The organism is Pseudomonas sp. YJ42, assembly GCF_047225135.1.
Taxonomy (GTDB): Bacteria; Pseudomonadota; Gammaproteobacteria; order Pseudomonadales; family Pseudomonadaceae; genus Stutzerimonas; species Stutzerimonas stutzeri_E.
In genome coordinates this window covers 166295-179135 of sequence record NZ_CP178378.1, presented here as the reverse complement: position 1 = coordinate 179135, position 12841 = coordinate 166295, and the positions used below count along the sequence as shown (strand labels likewise).

General features: G+C 59.2%; 13 protein-coding genes. 4 read left to right on the top strand and 9 right to left on the bottom strand.

All coding sequences use genetic code 11. The features are described from left to right. Positions 1–69 precede the first annotated feature (69 nt). Positions 70–585 carry a helix-turn-helix domain-containing protein gene (locus ACL0K2_RS00855; protein ID WP_413043546.1) on the top strand — a complete coding sequence of 172 codons (516 nt, stop codon included), beginning with the start codon at positions 70–72 and terminating at the stop codon, positions 583–585. 382 nt (positions 586–967) lie between these two features. Here the strand turns inward: ACL0K2_RS00855 and ACL0K2_RS00850 are convergent, their stop codons facing one another. After that, positions 968–1609 (bottom strand): FMN-binding negative transcriptional regulator, encoded by a 642-nt coding sequence (locus ACL0K2_RS00850; protein ID WP_413044413.1) that lies wholly within the window; start codon positions 1607–1609, stop codon positions 968–970. A gap of 212 nt (positions 1610–1821) precedes the next feature. Continuing rightward, on the bottom strand, positions 1822–2523 hold the full coding sequence (locus ACL0K2_RS00845; protein WP_045161915.1) for an ArsR/SmtB family transcription factor: 702 nt from the start codon (positions 2521–2523) through the stop codon (positions 1822–1824). 74 nt (positions 2524–2597) lie between these two features. On the opposite strand from ACL0K2_RS00845, the gene ACL0K2_RS00840 reads away from it, so the two are divergent. Beyond that, on the top strand, positions 2598–3848 hold the full coding sequence (locus ACL0K2_RS00840; RefSeq protein ID WP_413043545.1) for an MFS transporter: 1251 nt from the start codon (positions 2598–2600) through the stop codon (positions 3846–3848). Between the two features lie 20 nt (positions 3849–3868). Here ACL0K2_RS00840 and gcvA read toward each other — a convergent pair whose 3' ends face one another. Further along, positions 3869–4783: a transcriptional regulator GcvA gene (gene gcvA / locus ACL0K2_RS00835; RefSeq protein ID WP_239609297.1), complete on the bottom strand. Its 915-nt coding sequence runs from the start codon at positions 4781–4783 to the stop codon at positions 3869–3871. A 154-nt stretch (positions 4784–4937) separates the two neighbouring features. Between gcvA and ACL0K2_RS00830 the strand changes: the two genes are divergently transcribed. After that, on the top strand, positions 4938–5711 hold the full coding sequence (locus tag ACL0K2_RS00830) for an SDR family NAD(P)-dependent oxidoreductase (protein ID WP_413043544.1): 774 nt from the start codon (positions 4938–4940) through the stop codon (positions 5709–5711). Positions 5712–5724: 13 nt separating this feature from the next. After that, a complete protein-coding gene (locus ACL0K2_RS00825) occupies positions 5725–6060 on the top strand; it encodes a carboxymuconolactone decarboxylase family protein (protein ID WP_239609293.1) in 336 nt (111 codons plus the stop codon). Positions 6061–6213: 153 nt separating this feature from the next. Here ACL0K2_RS00825 and ACL0K2_RS00820 read toward each other — a convergent pair whose 3' ends face one another. From ACL0K2_RS00820 to ACL0K2_RS00795, 6 genes are all read right to left on the bottom strand, one after another. Continuing rightward, positions 6214–7377: an MFS transporter gene (locus ACL0K2_RS00820; protein WP_413043543.1), complete on the bottom strand. Its 1164-nt coding sequence runs from the start codon at positions 7375–7377 to the stop codon at positions 6214–6216. Continuing rightward, on the bottom strand, positions 7374–7922 hold the full coding sequence (locus tag ACL0K2_RS00815) for a TetR/AcrR family transcriptional regulator (protein WP_239609290.1): 549 nt from the start codon (positions 7920–7922) through the stop codon (positions 7374–7376). Before ACL0K2_RS00815 ends, ACL0K2_RS00820 begins: the two co-directional genes overlap by 4 nt. A 238-nt stretch (positions 7923–8160) precedes the next feature. Then, the gene (map, locus tag ACL0K2_RS00810; RefSeq protein ID WP_413043542.1) at positions 8161–8949 is read right to left on the bottom strand and encodes a type I methionyl aminopeptidase; all 789 of its coding nucleotides are present in this window, start codon (positions 8947–8949) and stop codon (positions 8161–8163) included. Beyond that, positions 8946–9158, bottom strand: coding sequence for a ParD-like family protein (locus tag ACL0K2_RS00805; RefSeq protein WP_045161908.1), 213 nt, complete (start codon positions 9156–9158; stop codon positions 8946–8948). Before ACL0K2_RS00805 ends, map begins: the two co-directional genes overlap by 4 nt. A gap of 309 nt (positions 9159–9467) precedes the next feature. Continuing rightward, positions 9468–11132, bottom strand: a complete 1665-nt coding sequence (gene pgm / locus ACL0K2_RS00800) for a phosphoglucomutase (alpha-D-glucose-1,6-bisphosphate-dependent) (RefSeq protein WP_413043541.1) — start codon at positions 11130–11132, stop codon at positions 9468–9470. A gap of 455 nt (positions 11133–11587) precedes the next feature. Beyond that, a complete protein-coding gene (locus tag ACL0K2_RS00795; RefSeq protein WP_045161905.1) occupies positions 11588–12826 on the bottom strand; it encodes a nucleoside permease in 1239 nt (412 codons plus the stop codon). Between the last annotated feature and the right edge of the window lie 15 nt (positions 12827–12841).

The window sequence follows — 12841 nt, the reverse complement described above, 5'->3', positions numbered from 1 at the left end:
TAAGGAAAAGCAAAGGACTCGCCGATCGCGCCAGCCGCAAGCTGTCTCCACTTCTCACGGAGACACGTCATGAATACCGCCACGCTGGATACCGAGACCTACCACCTCGCGCTTAGCCTGCACGCTGTACTCGAGTCGGACGAACGCTCCGACCCCGACACGCTCTGTCAGGTTGGCCGACGTCTATGCCAGCACCTGCTGGAGCGCTACCAAACCCAAGCTTCGATTAGCCAAGCGCGCGTCGCTCTCGCGCCTTGGCAAGAGCGCAAGGCCAAGGAAATCCTCGCGGGTAGTGTGCATGCCAAGCTGTTCATCTCTGACGTTGCTGAGCAGTGCGCGATGTCCCGAAGTCATTTTTCCCGTGCGTTCAAGAAAGCCACCGGAATGTCGCCGCAAGATTGGTCTTTGCAATGGCGGGTTCGCCGCGCTCAGGAGCTGCTGGCCGATGGCTCACTTCCGCTCAGCCGGATAAGCCTGGAGTGTGGCTTCGCTGACCAATCTCACTTTAGCCGGATGTTCAGCAAGCTTGTCGGCACCACGCCCAAACGCTGGCAACGAGAGCACTTACAACTCAACAACGATTGAGCGGTCGCTGGCTCTTGGGGTATGTCCGTTGGGGTAGCTATTTCTGAATGAATATCGCGCTACCAATGTCCACATTGCCGCTTCCGTAAGGCCAAATGCTGAAGCCTCACAGATACGCCAGGAGTTCGGTGTACGTGGCGGTGACGGGCTGACCCGCGCCTCACGACTGAGAGCGCCACGGCTTAGGCGATGGAAACTGCGTCTTACGAACCTATACGAGCATGGCCACTTCTATGCCGAAGCGGACTTGCCAAACATCGCTCGTGTGAAGCGATGCCCGCATCCGTCAAACAGACAATGGTGCACATCTTGCTGCCTTTAGGGGTTAGGTCCCGAAAGCGAATTTCGGCTCATTGCGCTGTATGGATAGGCTGAATGCACACTACGAGTCTTTCCTATCGAGAGCTAAATCGAGCATTGATTCGCCTAGAGCCTCACGTCCCCGCTCTATCAGAATAGTTGCAGCGCTTTGGATATCCCCTAGCTCCTTGTTCTGGCTCAGCTTGAACTTGCCAGTGAGCCGAGTGATCTCGATCTCCAGACCGACGATAGCCAGCATCATCGAGGCAATGTATTCCTTCGGTGCGTCGGTCATTTTCCATGGCTTGGGTTCAGAGGCCTCATGCGTACGAGTCAGTTTGGCGACGAGCCCTCGCACATAACGCTCGTCATCCCGAATCCTGATACGGCCGTGCGCATGTACCACCTTGTAGTTCCAGGTGGGTACCTGCTTGTGGTGTTCTTGCTTGCTCAGATACCAGTTAGGCGAGATATAGGCTTCCTCTCCCCGAAATACGACGAGCACCTCATCACCGTTCCGGACGCCTGTCCAAACCGGGTTATTGCGCGCGACATGGGCATGCAGCGTCCCAAACGCACCTGCCTCCGCGACCAATTCGAAGGGAATGTGATTGGCGTCCAAACCGCTTTCGCCATGTGTAAAAAGGACACCTAAAGGATGCCGTCTGACGAGCTGGAACATGGCGTCAGTCGAAGGGGGATCGAAGTGCTCTGGAACGTACATATCACCACCCGTGGGTTGACGGGACATCGTTAGAAAATGAGGAATTGGCCAGGCATCGCCGGACATGCAGCTGCAGGTATTGCGGCCATCTCAGTGCGAAAAATCATCGTCATGGATATTAGTCTCCCCGCCTGCCGAGCCCTAAAGCCATTGCGACAGGAGCATGGATGCCGGATGAAACGTCGCTCGACAGGCTTCGAAGCAACGAGGGATCAGACTGGCCCCTTACCACCAAAGCCAAAACTTCTCGACAACTCGGTACCTCCTTTGGACGTCACGCTCAGCGCCCTGGAGTCCAGATGACGAGTGACCCAGCCACGTTTAAGCATTAGCTCCAACAACGCCGCGCCCAACGCACCGCCGACATGCGGCGATCTCTCGCTCCAGTCCATGCACGGATACGCCAGGCGTCTGCGCTGACGGAGCACTGCGTCGATATCGATCCCCCGCCTCGCCAACGCTTCGGTTCCCACCTCGGTGAGTTTGTAGTCCCTGCCTTGCACCTGTATCCAATTCGCTTCAAGCAAGGCGTCGTGCAGCTTGACCGCGACCTCACCCGCGCAGTGGTCGTAACAGGTTCGCGCGTGCCTCAAAGCGGAGGGGGTCGAGGGCCGGAACGCCGCCGCGGAGCCATTGGCCAGAGACAACAGCGCCTCCAGAACCCGAGCCACCTGGGTACTGGCCAATCTGTAATACCGATGCCTGCCCTGCACATGCAGCTCGACCAGGCCCTGTTCACGAAGGCGCGCGAAATGGCTGCTGGCGGTGGAAGCGCCTATGTCGGCGACGGCCGCCAGTTCGGTCGCAGTGCGAGCGTGTCCATCGAGCAGGCTGCATAGCATTCGCGACCGGGCTGGGTCGGCAATGGCGCCTGCCACCGCGGCGAGATATGCGTCAGCGGTATCTACATCCATAGTTCGGCTACCCCCGAAGTATTCCGTGTCGCCGTCATCATACTCAGGTTCAAACCACTTGAGCGGCGGCAGGAATGAACCAATCCTTTTTCGGCAGGAAAGTCGTAGCGGCAGCCTTTGTAACGGCCTTGCTCGGGTGGGGAATAGGCTTCTACGGCCCGCCGATATTTTTGTACTCCGTCATCCAGAGAACTGGCTGGTCCGTGCAACTGTGCTCCGCGGCCGTCACCGTGCATTTTCTGGCTGGCACCCTGGTGGTCGTGAACCTTCCTAGATTGTACAAACGCTTTGGCATCCCTCGGATCACTGCCTTGGGCTCCCTGCTGCTTTCCTTGGGCGTGTACGGCTGGTCAATTGCACGCGAACCCAACGAACTGTTCATCGCGGCAACCCTCAGCGGCCTGGGATGGGTAACCTTGGGCGCCGCGGCAATCAACGCGATCATCGCGCCATGGTTCGTCACCAAGCGTCCCGCAGCTCTGGCAATGGCCTATAACGGCGCCAGCATCGGTGGCGTGGTTTTCTCGTCTGCCTGGGTCTATCTGATCAACCAGCTGGGCTTTTCGCAGACCGCATTGCTGATAGGTGTGCTGACCATCAGCACCATCGGATGCCTCTCGCTAAAGGTCTTCGGTGTTCTCCCAGAGCACCTCGGGCAACATGCAGACGGAGCCGAGGTCAGACTTGCCGAGCTGAATGCCCCGCCAATCGCATCGGCGATATCTCTCTGGAGCAACCCCCAGTTCGTCACCCTGGCGGCCGGAATGTCTCTGGGCCTGTTCGCGCAGATCGGGCTGATCGCCCATATGTTTCTGCTGCTGGCTCCCTATCTCACCGAGCAACAGTCCGGCCTTGCGATGGGATTGGCAACCGCGAGCGCCATTGCAGGCAGATTCCTGGTGGGTTGGTGCATGCCCGCGAATGCCAACCGACGAACAGTCGCTTGCATCAGCTACGCGAGCCAGCTGGCGGGTTGCCTGATCATGGCAGCACTGCATACCCATCCCATCTTGTTGTGGATAGGCATCGCCATGTTCGGCGCAGGTATAGGCAACGCCACGTCCGTGCCTCCGCTCATCGCACAGGCCGAATTTCCCAAACATCAAACGCAACGCGTGATCGCACTGATCGTCGCGACATCACAAGGCTGCTATGCATTTGCCCCGGGCCTGTTCGGAATCCTGACATCGCTCACCGACGGGCCGGGCTCGGCGATGCTGCTGTTCGGTTTCGCAGCCGTTCTTCAGGCAGCAGCCATCCTGGTTTTCATGCTTGGCGACAGTTCGACTCGAAGAAAAAACATGGTTCAGCGTACGGAAAATTGATCGCACTAATCCCCAATCATCTAGCCGGCCTCGGTAAGCAACCAGTCACGGAAGGCCTGCACCTTCGGCAGCTCGCCATTCTCTGGACGATAGACGACGTAGTACGCCTGCGTCAGGGGGCAATCCAGGCCTTTGTCAGCGAAGGGGCGGATGAGGTGGCCGGTATTCAAGTCCTCCTTGACCATCACACTGCGCGCCAGTGCCAGCCCTTGCCCCTCCATCGCTGCCTGCAGGACGGCCGCCGAGTTGTTGATGCGCAGGCCATGATCGCTCTTCACATGGTTGAAGCCCGATGCATCCAGCCACATTCGCCAAGTTGGGTAGTCGCCATAATTTGCCATCGACAGGTCGTGGATCAGCGTGCAACGCGACAAGGCGTCGGCGGGCAATCGTCCGCTCTTCAGCAATGGATAGTTCGGCGAGCAAACCGGAAATATGACTTCGTCCATCAAACGAACGGCGCTTAAACCTGGCCAACTGCCGGAACCGTAGCGTACGCCGACATCGATACGCTCAGCCTGAAAATCCACTGAACGCGAATTGGTATCGAGCAACACATTCAGGTCTGGATAGGCCTGCTGAAACCGCTCGATACGGGGCAACAACCATTTTGAAGCGAAGGCGGGACTGACCGTGATGGTGAGTTCCGCGTGCACACCGGCGTCCTTCAACCGAGCAAAACCCAGCCCCAGTCGTTCGAAGCCCTCGCGTATATCAGGCAGTGCCGCACGCGCTGCATCGGTTAACACCAGGCGTGCCCCCCCACTTGCAGCGCGAGTGAACAGAGCGATCCCCAGCCATGACTCGAGGTTGCGCACCTGCTGCCCTACGGCTGCAGGGGTGACGTTCAACTCGGCTGCTGCGGCAGAAAAGCTCTGATGTCGCGCAGCCGCTTCGAAGGCGCGCAAGGCATTTAGGTACGCAGGCGTAGCCATTGAAAGTTTTTCTTTCTCGGAAAGCGAAATCTTATGCGTTGTCGGCAGTGTCTGGCAAATCAACAATTCGCAGCAGGTCGGCAAACTAACGTTACGCGAAGAGCCTTTGTCGGCCACCATTCCTTGCGCTCAGTAACACTGAGGAGATCAGAGTATGAATAGTTTTTCTAACAAGGTTGCCATCGTCACCGGCGGCGGTTCGGGTATCGGTAAGGAAGTCGCCAAGCGTCTGGTCACATCCGGCGCTTCGGTGGTTATCGGCGGACGCGATGCGGCCAAGCTGACCCAGGCAGCCCGGGAAATCGATGCCAGCGGTCGCCAGATACACACCCTGACCGGCGATATCGCCCACCCCAGCACTGCCCAAGCATTGGTCGACGTGGCGGTACGCGAATTCGGCGGCGTCGACATCCTGGTCAACAATGCGGGCGTGTTCAAACCCAAGCCGTTCCTCGAGGTGAATCCTGACGAGTATGACTGGTTCCTCGATACCATCCTCAAGGGCAAATTCTTCATGGCACAGGCGGCAGCCAAAGCCATGCTTCAACGCGGCGGCGGCGCTATCGTGCAAACGGGTTCGTTGTGGGCCATCCAGGCCATCGGTGCGACGCCTTCGGCAGCCTACTCCGCAGCCAATGCCGGTGTGCATGCGCTGACTCGCAACCTGGCCATTGAGCTTGCCAGCTCGAACATCCGCATCAACACCGTGGCCCCGGCTGTGGTCGAGACGCCGGTATACGGTACATTCATGAATGCTGAACAGGTCAAGGAAGTACTGCCGACGTTCAATGCCTTCCATCCTTTGGGGCGTAACGGCCAGCCGGGCGACATTGCGTCAGCCATCCTGTTCCTCGCCTCAAGCGAGGCTGCCTGGATTACTGGCATCGTGCTGCCGGTCGATGGCGGCGTAACCGCCGGCCGTCACTGAAGGAGTTTGCTCGATGCAGGATTGGAATGAATATTTTGGCGGGTTGATGAACCGGGCCGGTGAGTTCGCCCAATTCGCGCCACAAACCATGCGCGGACTGAACACCATGGGTAGCGCACCGGCCAAACATCTTGATCCGAAAACCCACGAGCTGATCGCGCTTTCGGTGGCCGTTACCACCCGCTGCGACGGCTGCATCGCGGTTCATGTTCAGGATGCGCTCAAGCATGGTGCGACCCGAGAGGAAATCGGCGAAGCCTTGGGCGTGGCCATCGCACTGAACGCGGGCGCTGCCCTGACCTACAGCGCTCGAGTATTCGATGCCATTGGGGCTTTCGGCGAGCCCTGATCTGCAATGGGCGCCTCTAAGCGCCCGCTTCTTATCAGCTCACCTTCTTCCTTCGAACAACGCCGCGATATGGACCAACTCTGCGCCATCGGAGCGTGTAGAGATATGCCATAGCGAACCGGGATGCACCGCCGAGGCGTTGCTATGTCTCGCTCAGGAACTTCCAATCTGCTGGAGTGATATGCCCGCGCCGCTCCCCCGCGGCCGAATGGCTATCGCAAGACAAGCCACCACCGCCGACGCAATCAGTGCATTAAGGGAACTTGTAGCGGTCAGCGTGGCGCCAAATAGCGGCGTGCCGATAGCCTGGCCAATCGCAAGGACAAGAAAGGGAATGCCTAAACCCAGGTCGGGACGGTCCGGAAGCAGGTTGATGCCTTGGATCAGATAGGCTCCCGTCGAGACGATATAGGCAGCGCCAAATACGCCCATAGCTACAACGCCGGAGATGGCCGACATGGAAGCTGTTGCCAGTCCTACGGTGCCAAGCGCCATTCCCAGCAGCGCAAATCCATGGACTCGTCCCGTACCGAAGCGGTTGACCAGAACACCAGTCAGCGATCCGCTGATGCCTGCCACGCCCAGCGCTATCCAGGCCCATGCAATACGGGCGTCGGTAAAGCCGAATTCATTGCGCAAGATATCCGCCCCGAACGTCCAGATGGCAGTGCTGGCCAAGCCCATCAAAAAGGCGCTCACGCTCAGCGCGCAAAGACCTGGCCGACCGAAGATCGCGAGGGAAAAACGCTGTGGGGCGTCGCCATTGGCGCGCGGCGGGACGGCGAACCAGAGCCACACCGTTACGCCTGCACCACACAGCGCGAACATGGCGTAAAGCTCGCGCCACGCACCAGCGGCCGTCAAGGCTGCCGTGCCTGAAAATACGATGCCTGCGGCCGTTCCGGCGTTGATCGCTCCATTGGCTTTAGGGCGGTCTTGGTCACCGAACCGGGCTGCAACCGCGGACGCGAGCGGAGGCGATGTCAGGCCAGTACTCACGCCTCCAAGCGTAATGCCTAGGCCCAGCGCCCAACCCGACCATGCAAAAAATACGAGCCCCATGCCAACGGTAGCAGCCAGTCCGGCCAAGCAAGCGATAGTGCGCGGACCGAGTTTGGCAGCGCTTAGAAATGCGAAGACGATACCGACGCAGTAAGCGGCAAAAGCACTGCCACCAATCCACCCGGCTACGGCTACATCGAGCGTCAGTTCCTCGCGGATTTGCGGCAGAAGGAGCCCATAGGCAAAACGTGCGAGACCATAGGAAAGCGCTGTCAGGGCGAAGGCTGCGGCGATGAGATTCAGGCCGCGGCTCATGAGTGCTCTACTCGGGCATGTTCGAGAAGCGACAACGCGGCAGCCTTGGCGTCGTCAATGACCGAAACACTTGTCACACTGGCCGCAGCAGTGGCGCCTTCGAACAGTAACCAGACTTGGGTGGAAAGCGCCGGGCTCTCATACCCAAGGGCGCTTTGAACGCGTTTTTCAACTTCGTTACGGAACTCACCCTTCTGCTGAAGAACCAGTGACACGATTGCGCCGCTGGCTTCGGCGTATTCGCTGCGCGCGCGCAGCAGCATGCATCCTCGCGCGCCGTGCTCTTCTATCCACTGCCGCAGCGTATCGAAAAGCGACTCAACCGGATTGACGTCCGCTGACTGCGCTTCGAGTTGCGTCATGAATGCATGATGCCTCGCTTCGAGCACCGCGATAACCAGTCCGTCTCGTGAGCCGAAGTGCTTGTAGAGCGTGCGGGTGGAGGCACCGGAAGGCGCGAGCGCACGATCGATCCCGATTCCTCGGAACCCCTCTGAGTCGAACATGCGGGCCGCGCCCGCGATCATTTCTTCACGTTTGTCCATGGGCTCAGTGTAAAACGATCACTTTACACGTCAAGCTTGCTACGGCTCTCAATGCCCATATGCCAACTCGCGCCCTACCGCGTGCCGCCTGGAGCAGGCTCCAACTCGCCACAAGAGTCGATTGAAAGGATTAGGCAAGGCCCCAGAGGGGCTGGCATCGGTGCGTTGGGCACGGTGAAGTCAGGACGCGCGACATCGTTGCGCTCCTGCTCGCTTGTTCCGGCTAGAAACAGGTGCGCTACCCGGCGCTTTTGGCCTGGCTGATTATACCTAGTTCATCAGGTCGCAAAGTCAGCACCGAAACGCCAGAAGCGGTCACGGCAACGGTGTGCTCGAACTGCGCAGAAAGCGATCCGTCCTTGGTGACAACGGTCCATCCGTCTGCCTTGGTTCTGACATTCCGCGCGCCTCGATTGAGCATCGGCTCGATGGTAAAAACCATGCCCTCTCGCAGGACGAGTCCGGTGCCTGGCCTACCGAAGTGCAGCACCTGAGGTTCCTCATGCATCTCGCGGCCGATGCCGTGGCCGCAATATTCGCGCACCACCGAATAACCGTTGCGCTTGGCATGATGCTCGATTGCCGCCCCTATATCACCAAGCCGGGCACCTGGACGAACCGCCCGAATACCCTTCCACATGGCTTCGTAGGTAACCTGGACCAAGCGTTTGGCGGCTGGGCTGACTTCTCCGACAAGATAGGTCTTGCTCGAATCGGCGATATAGCCATTTTTCTCCAGGGTGATATCGAGGTTGACGATATCGCCATCTCGAAGCACTTCCGATTGCGATGGAACGCCGTGACAAACCACGTCGTTGATCGAGCAATTCAGCACGAAGCCGTAGCCATATTGACCTTTGCTGGCCGGCCGGGCTTGCAGTTCCCGGACAATGAAGTTCTCGACCATTTCATCAATCTGAAGCGTTGACATGCCAATCAGTGGGGTTCGATCCAACAGCTCGAATACGGACGCGAGCAGCCGGCCGGATTCAGCTAGCAGCGCCAGTTCCCGCGGTTGCTTGATCATAGGTAGTTCATGGTCAATGGCTGAGCCGAGACCCCGGCGCCGCTGAGCTCGCGTTGGATGATCTCGTTGAAACTGAGCGTAGGGTTGGTCTCACACAGCATCCCCACCTTGATCCAGAAGGCCGCCTGCGCGTTGATCGAACGGCAGGAAACCTTCGTTGCCCGGCGCAATTGATCGTGTAGGTCGTCGTCGATGTTCACAATACCCATTGGCTTCTCCATATATGTTTCGTATATGAATAGCATATGTTTCGCTTACTTAAAAGCCAAAAGCAATTTTGGACGCTGAGACACGCCGTGGTAGTCGCTATGGAATGTGTCAGGGGTGCGATTCGAGCGCTTGAAGGCGGCGATGGCAGCTGAAGCTAAGGCACTCGGCGAAGACTACCCCGACATCATCGTGGTAATAGTCATCGGTCATTGAGCAAGCGGAGCTGGCGATGAAGCGGCTACGCCATCGCCAGAAAGGGTCAGCTCCACGAAGCGCGGAAGCCGACCGTAGTGAGAGGCCAGGTCGGTTCAGCCGGCCAACACGCCATCGACCAAGGCTTTGGCTTCTTCCTGGATGCGCTTGAGGTGCGCCTCGCCTTCGAAGCTTTCCGCATAAATCTTGTAGACGTCTTCAGTGCCGGACGGGCGTGCAGCGAACCAGCCATTGTCGGTGACTACCTTGAGCCCGCCGATCGCCGCGCCATTGCCCGGCGCCTTGGTGAGAATCTGTTTGATCGGTTGGCCAGCCAGCTCAGCTGCCGTGACCTGTGAGGCGCTGAGCTTACCCAGCTTGGCCTTCTGTTCGCGATCAGCCGGAGCATCGATACGCTGGTAGACCGGCGCACCGAAACGCTCGGTGAGTGTCTGGTAGCGCTCGCCCGGATCCTTGCCGGTCACCGCGGTGATCTCGGCGGCCAACAGGCCGAGGATCAGACCGTCCTTGTCTGTCGACCATGCGCTACCGGTCTTGCGCAGGAACGACGCGCCCGCAGACTCTTCGCCACCGAAGCCGAGGCTTCCGTCCATCAAGCCATCGACGAACCATTTGAAGCCCACTGGCACTTCCACCACTTTGCGCTCGATACCCTGGGCAACCCGGTCGATCATTGAGGAGGACACCAGCGTCTTGCCAATGCCGGCTTGCGTGCTCCACTCGGGGCGATGGGTGAACAAATATTCGATCGCCACGGCCAGATAGTGGTTTGGGTTCAGCAGCCCGACGGAACGCGCGACGATGCCATGGCGATCATGGTCGGTGTCGCAGGCGAAGGACACGTCGAAGCGGTCCTTGTTTTCGATCAGCCCGGCCATGGCGTGCGGCGAACTGCAATCCATACGGACCTTGCCGTCCCAGTCCAGACGCATGAAGCGGAACGTGGGATCGACACGCGTAGACAGTACCTCGAGCGGCAGCCCGTAGCGTTCAGCAATGCGCGTCCAGTAGTGCACGCCGGCACCGCCGAGCGGGTCGACGCCAAACTTCAGACCCGAGCTGCGAATCGCCTCCAGGTCGATTACCTGGCCCAAGCCGCCGACGTAGTGATCGATGAAATCGAATCGTTGAGTGGTGGCAGCCTTCAGCGCTTGGGCGTAATCCATCCGCTCGACGCCCGTGAGCCCGGCCGTCAGCAGGGCATTGGCGCGATCCTGAATCCACTTGGTCACGCCGGTATCAGCCGGACCGCCATTGGTGGGGTTGTATTTAAAACCGCCGTCAGCGGGAGGGTTGTGCGACGGGGTGATGACGATGCCGTCGGCCAGACCAGTACTACGGCCAGCGTTGTACTCAAGAATGGCGTTGGAGATGGCCGGTGTCGGCGTGTAGCCCGGCTCGCCATTGGTTTCGCTGCAGCCGGCGTCGATGCGTGTCTCGACACCGTTGGCCGCCAGCACTTCCAAAGCGGAAACGAAGGCCGGTTCGGACAACGCATGGGTGTCCATGCCGACGAAGATCGGGCCGTCGATACCCTGCTCGCGCCGGTAGTCACAGATCGCCTGGGTCACGGCAAGAATGTGCCACTCATTGAAGCTGTTTTTCAGCGAGGAACCACGATGGCCGGAGGTGCCGAACGCGACCTGCTGCGCCGGATCGGAAGGGTCGGGCCGCTCGCTGTAATAACGCGAGATCAGTCGCGGGATGTTCGTCAGGGTGTGTTCGTCCGGCAGGCGTCCTGCATTGAGGTCGAGACTCATCTGTCGTTCCTTTGGATAAAGTGGAAAGTATCGCCTCAGGCAAAACCGTGTGCCGCATGGGAGGCAATCAACACAAAAAGGCATCGTTCAACGCCGTTCACTAGGCGCTAAGACCATCATCCCTTGGGCTTTGGTTCCCCGTGCGATCGGACCAATGTTCACGCTCGCCGGCGGCGCATGATATTGCCTGTTCCTTCTTCATCCAAACGCCGCTATTTCTGGGTCTGCTGGGGGCTCGCCTTCCTAGACGAAGCTGACGGAAGCCAGGGAATAAACCATGACCCTGAACCCGCCTCGCTTTCGGCGATCAGAGCGAATCCCTGCACGCTCTCGCATCGTCGGGTATTGAGTTGAGCGATTGTGCCGCCGTCCAACGAGGGCGTATCGCCGGGCGGGTGCGATACGCTGTATCAGGATCAGGCGTCAGCACACCAGCTGACGCCTGATCAGCGATATCAAGCCGCCTTGGCAGCCGTCGAAAGGCCCGCTGGGCGCTGCTCCCGGAACGCGAGCAGGAACGTCAGGAAGACGCCGAGTGCGAATACCGCGGGGAACAGCCAGATGCTCTGCCAATCGTGCCCGTCGGTTACTGCGAAATGATCGGTCACCTTGCCCGCTACCCAGAAACCGATGAGCATGCCGACGCCATAGGTGGCCAATGTGATCAGCCCTTGTGCCGAGCCCTTGAACGTCTCGCCCGCCTTGGCGTCCGTGTATATCTGCCCGGAAACGAAGAAGAAGTCGTAGCAGATCCCGTGCAAAGCGATACCTGTGACCAGCATGAACAGCAGATCACCATTGTTGCCGTAGGCGAACAGTACGTAGCGCAGCGTCCAGGCCAACATGCCCAGCAGTAGCGTCTTCTTGATGCCGAAACGCTGGATGAACAGCGGCAGCAACAGCATGAACAGCACTTCGGAAATCTGCCCCAAGGTCATCTTGCCGGTCGGATTGTCGACGCCGATTTCGGCCAGAAACGGGTTGGCGTTCTGGTAGTAGAACGCCAGCGGGATGCAGATCAACACCGAGGCGAGAAAGAAAATGGCGAAGCTGCGGTCCTTCAGAAGCTTGAGCGCATCCAGCCCGAGTATTTCCTTCAGCCCGCCCTGCTCTCGTCGTGCCAGCGGTGGCGTGCTCGGCAGGCTGAAGCTGTACAGCCCGAGCAACGCCGACGCGATGGCACACATCAGGAAGGTGTTACGCAGCGCACCGGCCGCGATGGCCTGTTGGGAATCCCAGCCGAACAGAAAGCTGATGACCAATCCGGCGATGATCCAGCCCACGGTGCCCCATACGCGGATTTTCGAGAACTCCTGCGCCGGGTCGCTCATCTGCCGGAAGGCCACGGCGTTCACCAGCGCCAGGGTCGGCATGTAGACGATCATGTAGCCCAGCACGAAGGGGTAGAACGCGCTGAAGTCAGCCGCCCGATAAAGCTGGAACAACAGCACGGCGCCGACCAGATGGAGGATGGCCAACAGGCGCTCGGCGTTGAAATACCGGTCGGCGATCAGGCCGATCACGAACGGAGCCAGAATCGCGCCCCAGGATTGGGTCGAAAACGCCATACCAATCTGGCCACCTGTCGCGCTCAGGTTGTTGGCCAGAAAGGTGCCGAGGGTAACGAACCAGCCGCCCCAGATGAAGAACTGCAGGAACATCATCAGGCTCAGCCGTGCATTGAGTGTGCTCATGGTCTTGTCCTTGTT